This window comes from Neolewinella agarilytica, from assembly GCF_900110645.1.
GTDB classification, from domain to species: Bacteria; Bacteroidota; Bacteroidia; order Chitinophagales; family Saprospiraceae; genus Neolewinella; species Neolewinella agarilytica.
Genome location: NZ_FOFB01000014.1, coordinates 159,222 through 176,700, shown reverse-complemented (window position 1 = coordinate 176,700; position 17,479 = coordinate 159,222). Strand labels below are relative to the sequence as shown.

Here is a 17,479-nt window from a genome sequence, read left to right as displayed (position 1 = left end):
AATTTACTTTTCCGCATGTTGGCGCGATTTAGAAGATGAGTAAGATAAGGTTGTCTTTCTACTAAATTGTGGTTGCGCTCAATGGGAAGCGTACACAGAGTGCTCGTCGGGAGCATTCGTCCATAATATTGATAACGCGGACTGATTGTTTTTCAGGTCCTATTACCCAGTCACTTACAAAGTCCATTGCCCAACCTTCATTGACGCTCTCGGGAGCTAGCAACTCCTGGTACTCACGTCGTATACGTGGTCGCTTCGGAGGAAGACGCAAATGCAGGCCAGCCTGTTTCCATAGGCGATAGACCCGCTTATGGTTGTCTTTTATCCCATGCTCATTGCGTAGGTAATAGAAAGTCATCCAAAATCCCCAGGCTACAAAACGGGAACAGGTACGCTTCAACAACTCAATGAGCTGCTCATCGCGCTCTTCAGGCCGGTTCCCTTGTTTGCGCTCATAGTAGGTCTTACGCCGAATGCCCAAAACACGACAACTCTGTCGAACGCTACGCTCAGGTTGTCTACCGACTTGATCAATCATTTCTTCTTGGTGTCTTGGGCTTGCCACTTTTTTAGCATCTCGTAACCTTCTCGAAGAATTTCATGATCCATGCTAAGGTTGGCATACATCTTTTTCAGCCGCGCATTTTCTTGCTGTAGCTGCTTAAGCTCACGAAGCGTATCGTCCTCGTCTGTGGTTTTCTCCTTTTTCCAATTGTAGAGGGTCGCTGTGCTGATTTGATACTCTCGGCACAGGTCATCAATTTTTGCTCCGGCATCCCATTTGGCCAGGATCTCAAGCTTTTGAGATTTTGTGAATTTGCTTTTCCGCATTTTGACGCGATTTAGAGGGTGAGTAAGATAAGGTTATCTTTCTACTAATTCGTGGTGGCGTCTAATGGGAAGCGTACACCCCTCTCCTTCGGACCTCGGAGCGGGCTCGAAGAGACCAGCGGAGAAGCTGCGCAGCAAAAGGGGCCGGGGGAGAGGTTTCCTAGCACAAGCATTAGTAAATTCTTATCACCCTAGACTGGATAAGCCTACCGCCTGCGACACGACTACTTCTACCCTTCCTGGCTCGCCAAAAACTTCCGCCGGATAACCTCCTGAACCGTTACCCCTTCAATCTTAGACTCCAGCCAACTGGGAATATCCAGGAAGGTGAAGGGCCGGGTTTCAAAGGGTTTGGTCGTCACTTTATCTAGCTTTTCTTTCAACTTGACGAACTCGTCGTTGAGCTGCTCTTCCCGGATACGGGGGATTCTGCGCAGGAATCGGAAAATCAACTGTTGCGTCTCCTGTAAGTGTTCCACTTTGGCTAAGAAGCGATAGACGGACTTAACCTGGTATTCCACCAGCTGCACGTTGCCCATTTCAAAGTGACAGATCAGACTCAAAATTCTGGCGTAGGCCTGAATATCCGAGCGGTAGTTCGGGCTGCGTTGATTGATGATCTCGTTGAGATAATCAATAGCCGAGTCATTGTCTCCGCTACCAAAATAAAGACAGGCGATACGGTAGTGAAAGATCATGATCCGATGATCATCCCAGTTGTAGCGGTTGTCTTTGATGACCTCGGTGATCTGTGGCACCAGCCCCAAACCTTCCTTGAAGGTCCCTTCCATGTAGTGGCGCCGGATCTGATGATCGAATTGATAGAGTGTGTACAGGCCCTGTACATTGACGTTGTTCGTCAGGTCAAACTGGTGGGGGAATAGTTCCAGAAAACTGAGCTCTTCAATAAATTTATCGTACTGCCACATGTTGAATAAGGTGGCCAGGTTATTGTGAAGACCTTTTAGGTAGAGAGGCGCATTGGCTTCAATCATTCGCTGGTTATCCCGAAAGAGATCTACCCAACGCTGCGTAAACCGGTAGCAAAGGGGATACTCATGGCACATGAGGTGCATCCAGGTGTAGGACTGGCAATAGTAGACCTTACCCCAAAAGTCCAGATCTTCATATTTGGTTGCAGGTAACTGTCCTCTGAAAAAGGACTTTACCATGAAGAAGTCCTGCTCATTACTCACCAGTCCCATCTTCAGGTACAGGCCATATAACCGCAGGCTCAAATTTGAAAAAGCATCCGTAGCGGAAATCTTATGCGTAAGCTCCGTACACTGGAGCCCTAACTCTTCCGCCCGCCCCTCCAGGCTTCGGGTGATGTATTGCCCCTCGATTAATTTCTCAAACTGAGCAATTTCAAGCGCTACCGTATGAACCTCTACCTCCAGCGCTCGTTTTTTTGCCTTATCAAGCACGTCCAGCGATTGACGGTATAGCCCCTTGTTGTACAGGATTCTGGCATAGTCCAGGTTTTCCCTCAAAAGGATAGTTTCGTCCTTGTTCCGGTTTAGCAATCGGAGACTGGTCAATAATTGTTTGTACAAATGCGCTTTAAGGTTCGAAAGCTGGCTCTTCTTGATGTTTTCAATGCGCTTTAAGAGATACTCCTCGTCGTACTCACCCGTTCTTTCCAGAATGTCAAAAAGCTGCAAAAACAGGATTTCAGAATTAGCCTGCTGGTTGCGCTTAACGAAAAGACGGAAATGTCGCTTTTCTGCTCTGTTTAGGGAAGCTACCAGCTTTAAAAGGTCGTCCGTCTTTTGTTTTGGCATTGTATAATATTTAGAGCTAAATCGCTATTTGTCAAACCATTACCAAACAAAGTCCCGTTAACCGTTGTAGGTAACGTTATGGATATAAAACCCGATTGACTACCGCGGGAACGGTGGAAAACACTAATTTTATAGTCCTGACCAAATTTGGCGGTTGAAATAGGAAGAAGAACTGACCAATCTAAGACCATTCTCCCCATTTCAATTGCCGTAAAGATATACACGACCCAACAATATGGGTCCCGATTGCATATGAATACTAACCAGATTCAGATTTTTGATACTACCCTGCGCGACGGAGAGCAGGTTCCTGGCTGCAAACTGGACACCAAGCAGAAGCTGGTGATCGCCCGTCAGCTCGAACTGCTTGGCGTTGATGTCATCGAAGCCGGCTTCCCGATTTCCAGCCCGGGAGACTTTCAGTCCGTACGCGAAATAGGCTCTACCGTTACGGAGCCCATCGTCTGTGCGCTCAGTCGCGCGGTCTTCAAGGACATTGAAGTAGCCGCTGACTCCCTGAAAACAGCTAAACGCCCCCGTATCCATACCGGAATCGGCACCAGCGACAGCCACATTCAGCACAAGCTGCGTACTACGCCGGAGAAGATCATCGAAAGAGCGGTCGCTGCCGTAAAGCACGCCAAGAGCTTTGTGGAAGACGTTGAGTTCTACGCCGAAGATGCTGGCCGGACGGGCAACGAGTTTCTTGCCCGCGTCATTCAGGCCGTGGTGGATGCCGGTGCTACGGTACTCAACATCCCGGACACGACGGGTTACTGCCTCCCGGACGAGTATCAGGCTAAGATTGCTTTCCTGCGGGACAATGTCAATGGCATTCATAAATGTACCATCAGTACACACTGCCACAATGACCTTGGCCTCGCTACGGCCAACTCCATCGCCGGAGCGATGGGCGGTGCCCGCCAGATCGAGTGTACCATAAACGGTATCGGTGAACGGGCCGGCAATACTGCACTGGAAGAAGTAGTGATGATCATGCGCCAGCACGAGCATCTCGGCCTCTACACCAACATCAACAGTAAGCTTCTGCTGGAGACCAGCCACCTGGTCAGCGAAAGCATGGGTATGGTTGTTCAGCCTAACAAGGCAATTGTGGGCGACAACGCATTCGCTCACTCCAGTGGTATCCACCAGGACGGAGTGATTAAGCGACGCGACACCTACGAGATCATTGATCCGGCGGAAGTTGGTGTAGATGAATCCCGGATTGTACTGACGGCCCGGAGTGGCCGTGCGGCCCTGGCTTATCGGTTCAAGAACCTGGGCCACAATGTCACCAAGGTGCAACTCGACAACCTTTACCAGGAGTTCCTGCAGGTAGCGGATCGGAAAAAGGAAGTAGAGGATGCGGATCTGGAGGAGATGATTTCGGCCAGCGCGGCTTAGACGCTCTCCCGGCAGACGCCAGGCTTTTAATCAGGCAGGCAGACGAATTAATCCGGTTTTGGATTTTTGTCTGCCTGCCTGTTTACGTTTACGGCCTACTTATATACTTCGTTCAGCAATGCGGCGGCCCGGTAACCCGCTGCTGCCAGACGATCTTCCACCACCGGCAAAAAATCATGCTGATAATTCCAGGAGAAATCGGGCAGGCCCGTCTCCCGGTCCGTCCTGTCATAAAGGGTATCATACAGCCGCTCACGGAGTTCAATCGACTCGTTGATCCAGTCATTAAGCGGCGCTTTTTCCCAACGGGCCTTGCGGGCGCGGGTATGGATGGTGGCAAAAGCAGCAAACTCGGTATAGCTTAACTTTTCGTGCTCAATGATGCCCGAATCCCAAATGGAGTGCAGATTCATCCGTTCGCCGAAATAGAGCACCGTAATTTTATTTCCGCCCAAATCACGGTTCTTACCCACGTGCATGGGTTGGTGAACGTCTCCGATAAAGTGAATGAGAAAGGCCAGCGCCGTGGCATCGAGAGAGCCAGCCAGCGGCTCAACCTTATTATCTTTCATGATCGCCATCAGGCGGTCACGGGCATCGGACTCCCCTTGCAGGATGGCAGTCATCAGTTCGATGCCTTCCCGTACATCGTCGATGTCAGCGTGTTCGTGGTTGGCGTTGGCCACCTCCTGAGTGGTCTGATCAGCGTGCACGGTCATATAATGCCAGGGTTTGGCAAAATCCCACCCTTTCTCTGCCTTTATGTAATCGGGCCAATTTGCTACCTGAGCGAGGTAGTTATCGCCCAGCGCTTTATCTACCCGGGCACGGGTGTCCGGGTTCAGATTATCATAGCAGATCTGAGCTACAATGCGGTGACCATTAGCCCCCCAGGCAGCCAGAAGCTGAGGGATAAAAATGAGGATAATGACAAAGAATCGGGTTAGCATGAGCCGGTGGATATTGGTTCGGGAGCAAAGGTAGTTTTTCGGGCGCGGACGCAGGTGCAGACGGAAGCCCGAACAGCAAGCACAGAGGACGGCAGGCAGAACCACTGCCACTTTAACCATCCCCTTGCACCTGCGTCCGCGCCCTCTTTTGCCGGAATATTGGGTGAATATGTGGTCTTGAGGCGAGTAAGCTGTGGTCCTGTGTTTTTTGAACTCAATACAACTTATCAAATCACCAGAGGCCTGTAATCCTCTCACTACACCTGCGCATATTCCTTTGCCATTCTTGTTGTCCGCACCGTAAAAACCTTCAATTCAACCCCGCCTATCCTCTATTCGTTGTCTACTTTTGTCCGAACAATAGATTTAGAGCTCCATCATGGCAAAGACCTTATTTGATAAAGTGTGGGATGCCCACGTCGTTACGGAAGTCGAAGGCGGTAATCAGGTACTATACATAGATCGTCATCTGATCCATGAAGTGACCAGCCCGCAGGCCTTTAACGGTCTGCGCAAACGCGGCATTCCTCTGCTGCGTAAAGACCGCATCGTCGCCACAGCTGACCACAACGTGCCCACCATCAACCAGCACAAGCCCATCAGCGAACCACTAAGCGCCAAGCAGGTTAAAATGCTGACCGACAACTGCGCCGAGTTTGGCGTAGAACTCTATGGTTTGGGCCATCCCTATCAGGGTATTGTCCACGTCATCGGGCCGGAACTGGGGATTACCCGACCGGGCATTACAATGGTGTGTGGCGACAGCCACACCAGTACGCACGGCGCCTTCGGAGCCGTAGCTTTTGGTATCGGCACCAGCCAGGTAGAGCAAGTGATGGCCACCCAGTGCCTGCTGCTCACCAAGCCCAAAAGTATGCGGATTAACGTAGAGGGCGACCTGGCTCCCGGCGTTACCGCTAAAGACATCATTCTCTACGTGATCAGCCAGATTGGTACGGGTGGCGGCACGGGATACTTCGTGGAATATGCTGGCTCTGCCATCCGTAGCCTCAGCATGGAAGGCCGGATGACGGTCTGCAACATGAGCATCGAGATGGGCGCCCGTGGTGGCCTGATTGCGCCAGACCAGACCACCTTCGACTACCTCGAAGGGCGGGAGTTCAGCCCCAAAGGAAAAGACTGGGAGGAAGCCGTTGCCTACTGGAAAACGCTGCCCTCCGAAAGTGATGCCACCTTTGACGCTGAGCTGCACTTCAAAGCGTCAGACATCACTCCCATGGTGACCTACGGCACCAATCCCGGCATGGGGATGGGCGTCAAGGAACATATTCCCGTTCACAGTGACATTCACGGGGATGCAGGACTGGCCAAAGCCATGAATTATATGGGCCTAGAGAAAGGGCAGCAGCTCGATCAGATGCCCATTGACTACGTCTTCATCGGCTCTTGTACCAACAGTCGGATCGAAGACTTGCGCGCCGTTGTTGAATTAGTCGGCGACCGCAAAGTAGCGGATACCGTCACGGCCATCGTCGTGCCTGGCTCCCAGCAAGTTTCCCGGCAGGCAATTGCTGAAGGACTGGACAAGAAGCTCATCGCCGCCGGCTTTGAGTTTCGCGAAGCCGGCTGCTCGGCTTGCCTGGGCATGAACGAAGACAAAGTGCCGGCCGGCAAATACTGTGTCTCCACCTCCAACCGCAACTTCGAAGGTCGGCAAGGACAAGGCGCACGGACGATTCTGGCTTCGCCGCTGACGGCGGCTGCGGCGGCGGTTACCGGGAAAGTGGTAGATGTGAGGGAACTAATTTAACATGTTTGATTTAACATTCAACATTTTAAATTGCCGTCTTACATGCTACCGCACGAGACAGGAAATTGAGCCTGGTTGAATTAACAGTCAACATTTTTGATTGCCGTCTTACATGCTGCCGCACGAGACAGAAAATTGAGCCTGGTTGATTTAACAGTCAACATTTTTTGATTGCCGTCTTACATGCTACCGCACGAGACAGGAAATTGAGCATGGTTGATTTAACAGTCAACATTTTGATTGCCATCTTACATGCTGCCGCACGAGACAGGAAATTGAGCATGGTTGATTTAACAGTCAACATTTTTTGATTGCCGTCTTACATGCTACCGCACGAGACAGGAAATTGAGCCTGGTTGATTTAACAGTCAACATTTTTGATTGCAACAGGACAGCGTGTTCTACAACTCACTAATAGTTGAATTTTACACAAAATTATCCTTAATGAACGCTAATGAACTGGAGGAAAGGCTGCTTGATTTTGGCGTTCGTTGTACACTGCTATGCAGAGAGCTACATAAGCTTGGTTATTTTGATTCCAAGCACGTAGCAGGTCAACTTTTGCGGGCTGGAACACATGCTGGTTTTCATTATCCGGAAGCCAGAGCCGCTGAATCAACTAAAGATTTCGTTCACAAGCTAAAAGTGATGCTCAAAGAGCTTCGTGAATCAAAAGCAGAACTCAAATACATCATCAAAATGAAATACTTCTCCGATGAAAAGGTTATACCCCTCAAAGAGGAAGCTTCCGAACTAGTGGCAATTATCACGGCCACCGTCAAAAGGCTTGACGAGAAAAACAAAAAATAAAAGCACCTCTAAAGTGCGGTAGCCTGTAACATCAGCCATGTTAAATGCTGAATGTTAAATCAAAAATGCTAAATCCTCATGACCCCCTTCAAAAAACTAACCTCCTCCGCCGTCCCACTTCCCATTGAGGACGTTGATACCGACCAGATCATTCCCGCCCGCTTCCTGAAGGCAGTGACCAGGGATGGCTTTGGTGAAAACCTCTTCCGCGACTGGCGCTACGACAAGCTCAATCAGCCAAAGGAAGACTTTGTGCTCAATAACCCGATGTACTCCGGAGACATCCTCGTAGCCGGTGCTAATTTCGGTTGTGGCTCCAGCCGCGAGCATGCGGCCTGGGCACTAGGTGATTACGGTTTTCGGGTAGTGGTTTCCAGCTACTTTGCGGACATCTTCCGGGGCAACGCGCTTAACAACGGTATCCTGCCGCTGGTCGTCTCCCCCGCTCTGCTCGACGAGGTTTTCCAGACCATCGAGAAAGACCCTGCGGCAGCCTTTACGGTAGATCTGGAAGCCCAGACCTTCAAAAATGAAGTAACGGGAACGGTAACTACTTTTGACATCGACGCCTACAAAAAGACCTGCCTGATCAACGGCTATGACGACATCGATTATCTGCTGAGCCAGCGGGAGAAGATTGATGCTTTTGAAGCGAAGCGGGTAGACTTTTCACTACGGTAGGTTTTCGGGGCGCAGCCGCAGGTGCAAGGTTAAGGACGAAGAGCAGGGCCAGACAGGGCTACAGCAGGTTTTCGTTTTCTGCAAAAACGACGTTTTCGTAAAAGACGGATACCGGCAACTCAATTCCCAGCGAGTGGATTTTCACCCGTTGGTCCGGTAAAGTATAGGAGCGAAAGTGCCAGTATTCGGAAGACTCCCGGTAAAAGACGTCAATCAGGTAGCTACGGCTGTCAATAAGGATATACTCCTTGAAAGATTCAAGCTGTCGGTAGGCGCGGAACTTTTCGGTACGGTCGCGGTCGGAAGATGTTTCGGAAACGACTTCTACCAGTAGGCAGGGGTTGAGGAGTTGAGCGATTTTTGTCTCCGGATTGAATTTGCTCTTATCGCCACAAACAACCGATACATCTGGAAAGTAATAACGATTCAGTGAGTTAATCGATACGCCCGCTTCACTAGACCATGCACGACATTCTCCCTGATTTGAGCGCAGCGTGAAGTAAGCGTTGTCCACAATAGCCGTATGGTTTTTACTTCCATCCGTCATCATCACCACCTCTCCGTTCACAAATTCCAGTTTATGGTCAGACTCGGCGAGCATCTTGAAGTACTCCTCCTTCGTAACTTTTTGCTCCGGTGCTAAGGCCATGGAATTTAGAACGTTTTACTGAATTGTTTCGTTACGTACGGATGAATACATACAGGCCGAAAAGCTTACCTTCGCGCCTTCCTTCAACATAGCTAAAGATATGTCAAATTTCAACATCGCCACCCTCGACGGAGACGGCATCGGCCCGGAAGTCATTAAGCAGGGTATCAAAGTATTAAACCAGGTAGGCCTGAAATTCGGGCATACTTTTCGTTTTGACTTCGCGCCGGTAGGCGCGGTAGCCATTGACGAGACCGGCAGCCCGTTACCGGATGACACCCTGGATCTTTGTAAGCGGTCGGACGCCATTTTCTTCGGCTCCATCGGTCATCCCCGCTTCGACAATGACCCTTCGGCGAAGGTCCGGCCCGAGCAAGGGCTCTTGAAACTCCGCAAGGAACTTGGCCTGTATGCTAACCTGCGCCCCGTAGCCGGCTACGATGAACTGACCCACCTGAGCCCCCTGCGCCCCGAGCGGATGAAGGGCGTGGACATGCTCATCGTCCGGGAACTCACCGGTGGTATTTACTTTGGAGAAAAGGGCCGCCGCGACGGTGGAGACACGGCCTACGACACCTGTCTGTACACCCGGCCGGAGATCGAGCGCATCGTGAAGATGGGCTTTGAAGCGGCGGGGAACCGCCGGAGTAAGCTGACGCTGGTGGACAAAGCCAACGTCATGGAAAGTTCCCGCCTCTGGCGGGAAGTTACCCGGGAGATGGCCGGCCAATACCCCGACATTGAGCTCAACTTTATGTTTGTGGACAATGCCGCCATGCAGCTGATCCTGAACCCGGCGCAGTTCGACGTTATCGTCACCAGTAATATGTTCGGCGATATTCTCTCTGATGCGTCCAGCGTGCTGGCCGGATCACTGGGATTGTTACCCTCCAGCAGCATCGGCTCGCAGGTGGGAATGTTTGAGCCTATCCACGGCTCCTGGCCGGAGGGTGCGGGGCAGGATCGGGCCAACCCGATCGCCACCATTCTCTCTGCAGCTATGATGCTTGACCATCTGGGCCTCGTTAAGGAGGGCGACGCCATCCGCGTCGCCGTCAATGCCACCCTCGCCTCCGGCACGGGAACCGAAGACCTGAACCCGAAGAAGAAAGTGGGTACGGAGGAGATGGGAGATTTGATTGCAGCGGCCCTGAAGTAATCTGGCAAAAGAGGGTACTGGCTTTAGCCCCCCACATCAAGGAGGTATTACCGGGTCACAAGTCTCTGACCATGTAAATATCGCAGCCACTGTGCCCGGTGTTTCCCAATGGCCATGCCAGCGGTTCAAACCCGTATTTCTTGTAGACTGCGGCGGCATCCGTCATGGCTGCTACCGTTTCCAGGTACATCCTGCGGTAACCGGCGGCTCGTGCCCCCGCCAGGCAGGCATCCATTAGGAGGCGCCCACCGCCGCTGCCGCGGCCTTCTTTGAGGATGTACATCTTGCGGAGTTCGCATACCGTTCCATCACCACCGGCAAGCGGAGCAAAACCTGCTCCGCCAACAATCACTGCCCCCGAAAAACCTTCCCCTGCACCTGCGGGCCCGCCCACTTCATGTTCAATAACAAAAAAAGCAGCTCCCTCCCCGGCATAAGCTCCAGCCATGTCCTCCACTTCAGGGTCATTGATGGAAAAACCTTCCCCTACGCAACTGAATTCAGGCATTACCGTACGAATCACGTGAGCAACCGCTGCGTTGTCAGCGGGGGTTATATTTCGGATAGTCATGGTCAGAAGTCTTGTGCGAGTTGATAAATAGCCGGTAGCTGACGACCAAGGCCGTTATAATCCAGCCCGTAGCCCACCACAAAGTGCGGCGGAATAACAAAACCCACCAGGTCAATATTGACCGGTACCACCTGTGACTCCGGCTTATGCAGCAGCGTGACCAGGGTAATGGATTTCGGGTTCAGCGCCTCCAGCTCGGGTAAAAACGCCTGCATAGTGTAGCCACTATCGACAATATCCTCGATCAGAACGACGTCTCTCCCGGCCACCAATTCGGGAGAAGGGGCCAGGTGCATCCGGATTTTGCCTTCGGTCTCCGTTCCGTGGTAACTGCTCGTTCTGACGAAGTCCACCTCCCCGTTCAAACGGGAATGACGGATGAGGTCTGCTGCGAAAACGAAAGCTCCCTTCAACATGACCAGGTAAGTAGGCTGGCTACCCGCCAGCCGGTGGTGCAGCTCCTGCCCCAACTGCTTCACCCGTTCGTGGATATCTTCATGGGTCAAAAAGGGGACGAACTCTTTATCGTGCAATTGCACACGTTTCAATGGATCAGCGGAGGCCATATTTATCAATTAGGTATACGAGCGAAGTTATGGAAGCTGCGCCCAATTCCAGTTCTCTTTTGTTGACTACTTCAAAAACATCGGCAGCGGTATGGTGAAAATCGAAGTAGCGCTGGGAGTCTGGGATAAAGCCAAGCAGTAACCCGCCCTGTGATTTCAGGCCGCTTATATCTGCTCCGGAGCCTCCGGTGGTGAACATAAGGCCGTAAGGTTCCAGGATGGGCAACCATTCATTGACCCGACTGAAGTAGTCCGTAAAGACATCTTCTCTCCCCTGCGCGCTGAAGCCTCTGGGCGTAAAGCCGCCGCGGTCACTTTCAATGGCCGCCAGGTGAAACTCTTTGGCGGCATTACTGGCTTCCCAGTAGGCACGGCCACCGGCCAGACCATTTTCTTCGTTCATAAACAGCACACAACGGAAGGTTCGTTGCGGGCGATAGCCCAGCTGTTTCAGCAAAGGGAAAACCTGTAAAGAATGTACGACGCCAGCACCGTCGTCATGGGCGCCTTCCCCGATGTCCCAACTATCCAGATGTCCTCCTACGAGAATGATTTCCTCCGGGTGGCTTGTGCCCCGAATTTCACCGATGACGTTATAGCTCGGTACCGGAGGCAGGATTCGTCCGTTAGACTGCAGATGTACCCGCACTTCTCCGTTACCCAACAGGCTGCTGAGCAAGTTGGCATCGTTAGTGCTTACGGACAGTGCGGGGATTTTCGGCACGGTGTCAATCAGCGCAACACCTCCCGTATGGGGCACATCATCGTTGCCCGTGGTCATGCTTCTGACCAGCACGGCTTTTGCCCCGTAGCGGGCGGCAACGATCAGGCCAAAGCCGCGTTGATCCACCGCTCCTCCGTAGGCAGCAAAGGTGTTGAGCCGGGTGGGGTCCATAGGTCGGTTGAAAAAGACGATTCGCCCGGCTACGCCGGGCCGGCCCAGCTCTTCTACTTCTTCCAGGCTCTGCACCTCCACAATGGGAGCCGTTATCCCCTCGGGGCCCGTCCCGATGGTATTGCCCAATGAAACCACCGCAAGTGGCCGGGTTCCGATCATGGCATTGTTAACAATCCGGCCGGAGGCCGGAGCGCCGCGATCCCAGCGGGGAACGGTGCAGGGCTGTAAATAAACGGTATCAAAACCGAGCGTATCCATAAGCCGCCGCATGCTGTGAACGGCAGCATCTGCACCCGGGCTTCCTGCCAGACGAGGACCAACATCTTTGGTCAAATGGCGAAGCCACTCATAACAATCTCCTTCCGTAAGCGCCTGGTCAAAAATACGTTTTACGAACTTTGCATCCTCCTGCTGGGCCGATAACGATACTAAAAAGCTCAATAGGATTGCTATCAAAAAGATTCTTTTTACGATTCCATAGTCACTATAAAAGGTAGATGTCTTTTCCATAAGCTTATCTTAGTCTAATTTTTAAGCATTCTAAAACAGAATAAAGAACACAACAAAGTTGCCCATAAGAAATAAAATTCCGCCACAAGGACCAGCTGCGCTTTATCCGTTCTGAATAACAAATGGACAATTTTTAAATCGATGTCGAATTCGAATTATAATTGCATTAAAATCCAGCTTGACCATTAAATATTCTACAACTCCGACTTAGGCAAATTTAATGTTCTGCCAAATTTTCCACTTATTCCTTGCGAAATAACTCTCTTTTAGTGCTTATCTTTGAATCAACCGCAGGGTAACAGCCCGTTACACCTGCATTTAATTTGGTTTTATTTGGTTAGGGCTGAGGTGGTGCTGTGGTGGCGCTGCCTCTTTTTTATTTTAAAACCTCCAATCCACCACGATTCGGGCATCCACATCTTCTCCGAAGCGGTTTTTCTGCCTGGTTGTCATCGAATACCCAGTAGCCGGGACGTATTCCAGCCAGTGGTTACCATTAGAAAGTACCGTTCCGGTTTTCCGCTGAATGGTGATACGGGTGACTTCCCCCAGATCTTCCTCCACCAGTAATTGACGAGTGACGAGGTTACTATCCAATGCTTCGTAGGTAGTAATCTGATGGCTGCCGGAGAGCGCCTTGCGCTTCGTTTCATATTTTTCCAGCCAGGCCGGCTTGTTGATATCTGCCTCCCGGAAAACACGAAGGTCATTAGCGAAGTTAAGATCGTCCAGCTCTTTGGTTTCCGTCTTACCGTTTAAAGTAATCGTTTTAGTGACCTTTGTTTTACGGCTCGTCAATCGGTCTACTTCTTCATTCACGTAGCTTCTGAGGTCAAAGAAGGCGGCCTTATCGGAGCTGACTTCGGCAGAATCCGGCGTACAGGCGAAGAATAGTGGCAGCAGGAACAAAAGGATCCAACATTTTCTCATACCGGGTAAAGGTTTTAAGGGGTGGCAGGGTTTAGCAGTGCCTCCCTTTTTGGCGCGTACGCGGGTGCGAGAGGGGTCTAAGAGAGCAAAGTAAGGGCGGGGTTCTTGATTGAAATCGGAAGGGGCATGAACCTTCGGTGAATAGAGTTGCGAATACACAGTTTAAAAAAAACTGCTCCAATGATTTTCATCATCGAAAAATCCTTGCCAGCCCCCTACTTTGGCCATACCGCAAAACAAAGAAGGTCATCGATAGCTCCATTACCCATATTCGTCCCCGCTTTAAATTCGGTGTCAGAAACACACCGGAGGAGGTAATGACTATTGTAAAGGCACTACTCGCAGAAGTCCCCGAAAACGTGCGCGCAGGGGTAACCGGTAACCACATCACTCTTGACATTGTGGGGGAAGACGTGCATTTCTGGTCTCCGCAACTCAACTTTCGGATTGAGCCAAACGAAGAAGTGCCGGAAGAAACCACTATAGCCGGCCTCATCGGCCCCAGGCCGAATGTCTGGACACTATTTATGTTCGTTTACTTCTCCGTTGGCATCGCTGGCTTATTCATCAGTACCTACGGCGCATCCCGGTATCTGATGGGTGAGTTTTCTTACGCCATTTGGGCCCTGCCACTTGCCGGCCTGTTCATGCTTACGGCATATCAAGCGGGAAAATTCGGGGAACGGCTTGGGGCCGATCAGGTAGAGCTCCTCAAGCAATTTGTCAGAGACACTATAAGGGAGGCGGAGAAAGGAAAATAGCCAGGCAGTACGCAACTACCTGGCTATTTGACTCTCTGACGACCTGACTCCTACTCCGAATAAGCCTCCATCGGCGGGCAGGTACAAACGAAGTTACGGTCTCCATAGCCATCATCCACCCGACCAACTGACGGCCAGAACTTAAGCCCCTGCCGCAGGTAAGCGAGTGGGTAAGCAGCTTGCTCCCGGCTGTAAGCGTGTGTCCACTCATCCGCCGTAACCTCAGCGATGGTGTGAGGAGCATTTTTCAGGACATTGTCTTCCGCATCGGCTTCCCCGCGGGCGATAGCATCAGCTTCAGCACGGATGGCAATGAGCGCATCACAAAACCGGTCCAGTTCTTCTTTCCCTTCTGACTCCGTAGGCTCGATCATCACCGTGCCGGCTACCGGCCAGCTTAGCGTAGGTGCATGAAAACCGTAGTCGATCAGGCGCTTAGCCAGGTCGCCGGCGCTCATCACTGATTTGAAGGGGCGGAGGTCGATAATCAATTCATGAGCCGAGCGGCCCTGCTCTCCCTGAAAGAGAACGTCGTAGTGGTTCTCGATGCGTTTGGCGATGTAGTTGGCGTTCAGGATAGCGTATTCGCTGGCTGCTTTGAGCCCTTTAGCGCCCAGCATCTTGATGTAGGCGTAGCTAATCAACAGAATGGAAGCAGAGCCCCAGGGAGCGGCGGATACGGCTTTCGTCGCCTTGAGACCACCGGTTTCCTGCAAAGGGTGCCCCGGCAAGAAGGGAGCAAGTGCTTCGTTACAACAGATTGGCCCCATGCCCGGGCCACCACCGCCGTGTGGGATGGCAAAGGTTTTGTGTAGGTTGAGGTGGCAGACGTCCGCACCAATGCGTCCGGGACTGGTCAAACCAACCTGCGCATTCATATTTGCCCCATCCATGTACACCATCCCGCCGGCGGCATGAACGGTTTCACAAATCTCCACCACACCCGTTTCGAATACACCGTAGGTACTCGGGTAAGTAATCATCAGGGCGGCGAGCTTATCCTTGTGCTCTGCCACCTTTTCTTTGAGGTCTTCGATGTCAATGTTTCCCGCTTCATCAGATTTCACGACAACGACCCGCATACCGGCCATTACTGCGCTGGCGGGGTTCGTTCCGTGAGCAGATTCCGGGATGATAGCCACGTCACGATGCTCATCACCGCGATCGCGGTGGTAAGCCCGGATCACCATCAGGCCGGCATACTCCCCACTGGCTCCGCTATTTGGCTGCAGGCTGCAGGCCGTGAAACCACAGATCTCCGCCAGGTCTTTCTCCAGCTCGCTAAAGATCAGTTTATAGCCCTGAGCCTGCTCAATGGGAGCAAAGGGGTGAATATCCGCAAACTCGGACCAGCTGACGGGTATCAGCTGGGTGGCGGCGTTGAGTTTCATGGTACAGCTCCCCAGCGGAATCATACTGTGCACCAGGCTGAGGTCTTTGTTTTCCAGCCGCTTGAGGTAGCGCATCATCTTGGTTTCCGTCCGGTGATCCTTAAAGTTGGGATGCGTCAGAAAGTCTGAAGTCCGGATCAATGAGGTCGGCAGTTGATCATTTACCCCCTGGATGCCGCCAAGGGAATCCAGCTCTGCCCCCTGGTAGTCGAGCTCAACACCAAAAATGCGGCAAACGGCAAAAAGATCAGAGGTTGCTACGGATTCATCAAAGCTTAATCTGATACCTCCCTCCTCAGGGTAGAAGAAATTGTATCCCTCCGTTTCAGCCCGGCTACGAACCTCAGCGACTTTCTCCGGGCTGGCTTCTACGTGCAGGGTATCGAAGTAGTGATCGGCGCCCAGCGTAAAACCTCCCTGGGTGAGCGCATTGGCCAGCATCACCGTAAAGTGATGGGTTCTTTTGGCAATAGCGATCAGCCCTTCCGCACCGTGGTAGGCGGCATAAAAGCCGGCCATATTCGCCAGCAGTGCCTGGGCAGTACAGATGTTTGAGGTCGCTTTTTCGCGGCGGATGTGCTGTTCTCTGGTCTGTAGCGCCATGCGCAGAGCATAGTCTCCGTGGCGGTCCTGGCTTACGCCAATGATTCGCCCGGGAATCTGTCGTTTGTATTTATCGGTAGTCGCAAAGTAGGCAGCGTGCGGGCCACCGAAGCCCATAGGAACGCCAAAACGCTGGGTATTACCCACTACGGCACTTGCCCCCCATTCTCCGGGAGGGGTCAGCAGGGTCAGAGCCAGCAGATCAGCGGCGACAATGGTAAAGACCTCTGCTTTTTCCGCTTCGGCTACGAGCTCCCGGTAATCTTCTACTTGTCCGTTGGCACCTGGATACTGCAGTAACATGCCGAAGACGCGGCCTCCGGAAAAATCAAATTCACTAACGGGTCCGACTTCTATCTTGATCCCAAGAGGTTCTGCACGGGTCTCCAGAACGGCAATGGTTTGCGGTAATACGAGATCAGAAACCAGGAACACACTAACGGGCTCGCCTTTCACTCTTTTATTACGCACGCTAAAGAACATACTCATCGCTTCAGCAGCGGCGGTTCCTTCGTCCAGCAGGCTGGCGTTAGCAACGGGCATAGCCGTCAGGTCAGACACCATCGTCTGATAGTTCAGCAGGCTTTCCAGGCGTCCCTGGGCAATCTCCGCCTGGTAAGGCGTGTACTGCGTATACCAGCCCGGGTTACAGAAAACGTTACGCAAAATAACGGAGGGCGTCACGGTGTTGTAGTAGCCCATACCGATGAAGGAGCGCATCACTTTGTTGCGCTTCGCAATCCCTTTCAGGTGCTGCAGGTAGTAGTATTCACTAATGGCAGGAGCAACATCGAGATCTTTGTGATCACGAATATTGGCCGGTACCGTTTGGTCCATTAATTCCGCCATAGAGGAGGCATTGATGGTCGCCAACATATCGGCGGTTTCGCCCGCATCCGGGCCAAGGTGGCGATCCTGAAACTGGTCAAAACGAGGGGTAAGCGCGGGCATGGTCAAAGCTGGTTAGGGGAGGAGAATAGTTGTCAGCGCAAAGGTAACCAGCCTTATCGATTTAGGTTGTCGAAAAGAGGAGGGTTTTAGTGGGCGATTACCGCAGGTGCAGGGAAGAACCTTTAAAAGCAGGGTGTTAAAGTCAGGTAGTTCTGCCATAAAAAAGGCCCTCCCACCAAAGGTGAAAGGGCAAATAATGTGGTATGTCAGAAAGCTTTATCATTAGCCCGCTCATGTGTTCCGGGGAACGCATAAG

At 51.9% G+C, this 17,479-nt stretch carries 16 protein-coding genes; 6 read left to right on the top strand and 10 right to left on the bottom strand.

The annotated features are described in order from the left end of the window. Positions 1 to 61: 61 nt before the first annotated feature. From BM123_RS24925 to BM123_RS13815, 3 genes are all read right to left on the bottom strand, one after another. Positions 62 to 538, bottom strand: a complete 477-nt coding sequence (locus BM123_RS24925) for an IS3 family transposase (protein WP_090169528.1) — start codon at positions 536 to 538, stop codon at positions 62 to 64. Then, on the bottom strand, positions 535 to 831 hold the full coding sequence (locus BM123_RS13820) for a transposase (RefSeq protein WP_090169526.1): 297 nt from the start codon (positions 829 to 831) through the stop codon (positions 535 to 537). Before BM123_RS13820 ends, BM123_RS24925 begins: the two co-directional genes overlap by 4 nt. 230 nt (positions 832 to 1,061) lie before the next feature. Further along, positions 1,062 to 2,615, bottom strand: a complete 1,554-nt coding sequence (locus BM123_RS13815; RefSeq protein WP_090169524.1) for a hypothetical protein — start codon at positions 2,613 to 2,615, stop codon at positions 1,062 to 1,064. A 252-nt stretch (positions 2,616 to 2,867) separates the two neighbouring features. Between BM123_RS13815 and BM123_RS13810 the strand changes: the two genes are divergently transcribed. Further along, positions 2,868 to 4,022 (top strand): 2-isopropylmalate synthase, encoded by a 1,155-nt coding sequence (locus tag BM123_RS13810; RefSeq protein WP_090169522.1) that lies wholly within the window; start codon positions 2,868 to 2,870, stop codon positions 4,020 to 4,022. A 95-nt stretch (positions 4,023 to 4,117) separates the two neighbouring features. Here BM123_RS13810 and BM123_RS13805 read toward each other — a convergent pair whose 3' ends face one another. Continuing rightward, positions 4,118 to 4,972, bottom strand: a complete 855-nt coding sequence (locus BM123_RS13805; RefSeq protein WP_175489387.1) for a S1/P1 nuclease — start codon at positions 4,970 to 4,972, stop codon at positions 4,118 to 4,120. A gap of 379 nt (positions 4,973 to 5,351) precedes the next feature. Between BM123_RS13805 and leuC the strand changes: the two genes are divergently transcribed. The 3 genes from leuC to leuD all read left to right on the top strand — a co-directional run bounded on the left by leuC (position 5,352) and on the right by leuD (position 8,234). Beyond that, positions 5,352 to 6,743: a 3-isopropylmalate dehydratase large subunit gene (leuC, locus tag BM123_RS13800; RefSeq protein WP_090169518.1), complete on the top strand. Its 1,392-nt coding sequence runs from the start codon at positions 5,352 to 5,354 to the stop codon at positions 6,741 to 6,743. Between the two features lie 444 nt (positions 6,744 to 7,187). Then, a complete protein-coding gene (locus BM123_RS13795; protein ID WP_090169516.1) occupies positions 7,188 to 7,553 on the top strand; it encodes a four helix bundle protein in 366 nt (121 codons plus the stop codon). A 78-nt stretch (positions 7,554 to 7,631) separates the two neighbouring features. Continuing rightward, positions 7,632 to 8,234 (top strand): 3-isopropylmalate dehydratase small subunit, encoded by a 603-nt coding sequence (gene leuD / locus BM123_RS13790; protein WP_090169514.1) that lies wholly within the window; start codon positions 7,632 to 7,634, stop codon positions 8,232 to 8,234. Between the two features lie 58 nt (positions 8,235 to 8,292). On the opposite strand, the gene BM123_RS13785 is transcribed toward leuD, so the two are convergent. After that, positions 8,293 to 8,883, bottom strand: a complete 591-nt coding sequence (locus BM123_RS13785) for a Uma2 family endonuclease (RefSeq protein WP_090169512.1) — start codon at positions 8,881 to 8,883, stop codon at positions 8,293 to 8,295. 100 nt (positions 8,884 to 8,983) lie between these two features. Between BM123_RS13785 and leuB the strand changes: the two genes are divergently transcribed. Then, positions 8,984 to 10,042, top strand: coding sequence for a 3-isopropylmalate dehydrogenase (leuB, locus tag BM123_RS13780; RefSeq protein ID WP_090169510.1), 1,059 nt, complete (start codon positions 8,984 to 8,986; stop codon positions 10,040 to 10,042). 55 nt (positions 10,043 to 10,097) lie between these two features. Here leuB and BM123_RS13775 read toward each other — a convergent pair whose 3' ends face one another. The 4 genes from BM123_RS13775 to BM123_RS13760 all read right to left on the bottom strand — a co-directional run bounded on the left by BM123_RS13775 (position 10,098) and on the right by BM123_RS13760 (position 13,517). After that, positions 10,098 to 10,613: a GNAT family N-acetyltransferase gene (locus BM123_RS13775; RefSeq protein WP_090169508.1), complete on the bottom strand. Its 516-nt coding sequence runs from the start codon at positions 10,611 to 10,613 to the stop codon at positions 10,098 to 10,100. Positions 10,614 to 10,615: 2 nt separating this feature from the next. Further along, complete coding sequence (gene hpt / locus BM123_RS13770) at positions 10,616 to 11,179, bottom strand: hypoxanthine phosphoribosyltransferase (protein WP_090169506.1); 564 nt, start codon at positions 11,177 to 11,179, stop codon at positions 10,616 to 10,618. Continuing rightward, complete coding sequence (locus BM123_RS13765; RefSeq protein WP_245748554.1) at positions 11,166 to 12,533, bottom strand: M28 family peptidase; 1,368 nt, start codon at positions 12,531 to 12,533, stop codon at positions 11,166 to 11,168. The genes hpt and BM123_RS13765 overlap by 14 nt, the downstream gene beginning before the upstream one ends. A 435-nt stretch (positions 12,534 to 12,968) precedes the next feature. After that, positions 12,969 to 13,517 (bottom strand): hypothetical protein, encoded by a 549-nt coding sequence (locus BM123_RS13760; RefSeq protein WP_090169502.1) that lies wholly within the window; start codon positions 13,515 to 13,517, stop codon positions 12,969 to 12,971. A gap of 317 nt (positions 13,518 to 13,834) precedes the next feature. Between BM123_RS13760 and BM123_RS13755 the strand changes: the two genes are divergently transcribed. Then, positions 13,835 to 14,278 (top strand): hypothetical protein, encoded by a 444-nt coding sequence (locus BM123_RS13755; RefSeq protein WP_090169499.1) that lies wholly within the window; start codon positions 13,835 to 13,837, stop codon positions 14,276 to 14,278. A 50-nt stretch (positions 14,279 to 14,328) separates the two neighbouring features. On the opposite strand, the gene gcvP is transcribed toward BM123_RS13755, so the two are convergent. Next, the gene (gene gcvP, locus BM123_RS13750) at positions 14,329 to 17,223 is read right to left on the bottom strand and encodes an aminomethyl-transferring glycine dehydrogenase (RefSeq protein WP_090169497.1); all 2,895 of its coding nucleotides are present in this window, start codon (positions 17,221 to 17,223) and stop codon (positions 14,329 to 14,331) included. Between the last annotated feature and the right edge of the window lie 256 nt (positions 17,224 to 17,479).

Coding starts and splice junctions, on each gene's coding strand:
- gcvP (WP_090169497.1), bottom strand. CDS start 17,223: ATGCCCGCGCTTACCCCTCGTTTTGACCAGTTTCAGGATCGCCACCTT.
- BM123_RS13775 (WP_090169508.1), bottom strand. CDS start 10,613: ATGACTATCCGAAATATAACCCCCGCTGACAACGCAGCGGTTGCTCAC.
- BM123_RS13805 (WP_175489387.1), bottom strand. CDS start 4,972: ATGCTAACCCGATTCTTTGTCATTATCCTCATTTTTATCCCTCAGCTT.
- BM123_RS13760 (WP_090169502.1), bottom strand. CDS start 13,517: ATGAGAAAATGTTGGATCCTTTTGTTCCTGCTGCCACTATTCTTCGCC.
- BM123_RS13795 (WP_090169516.1), top strand. CDS start 7,188: ATGAACGCTAATGAACTGGAGGAAAGGCTGCTTGATTTTGGCGTTCGT.
- BM123_RS13755 (WP_090169499.1), top strand. CDS start 13,835: ATGACTATTGTAAAGGCACTACTCGCAGAAGTCCCCGAAAACGTGCGC.
- hpt (WP_090169506.1), bottom strand. CDS start 11,179: ATGGCCTCCGCTGATCCATTGAAACGTGTGCAATTGCACGATAAAGAG.
- leuB (WP_090169510.1), top strand. CDS start 8,984: ATGTCAAATTTCAACATCGCCACCCTCGACGGAGACGGCATCGGCCCG.
- BM123_RS13820 (WP_090169526.1), bottom strand. CDS start 831: ATGCGGAAAAGCAAATTCACAAAATCTCAAAAGCTTGAGATCCTGGCC.
- BM123_RS13815 (WP_090169524.1), bottom strand. CDS start 2,615: ATGCCAAAACAAAAGACGGACGACCTTTTAAAGCTGGTAGCTTCCCTA.
- BM123_RS13785 (WP_090169512.1), bottom strand. CDS start 8,883: ATGGCCTTAGCACCGGAGCAAAAAGTTACGAAGGAGGAGTACTTCAAG.
- BM123_RS13810 (WP_090169522.1), top strand. CDS start 2,868: ATGAATACTAACCAGATTCAGATTTTTGATACTACCCTGCGCGACGGA.
- leuD (WP_090169514.1), top strand. CDS start 7,632: ATGACCCCCTTCAAAAAACTAACCTCCTCCGCCGTCCCACTTCCCATT.
- BM123_RS24925 (WP_090169528.1), bottom strand. CDS start 538: ATGATTGATCAAGTCGGTAGACAACCTGAGCGTAGCGTTCGACAGAGT.
- leuC (WP_090169518.1), top strand. CDS start 5,352: ATGGCAAAGACCTTATTTGATAAAGTGTGGGATGCCCACGTCGTTACG.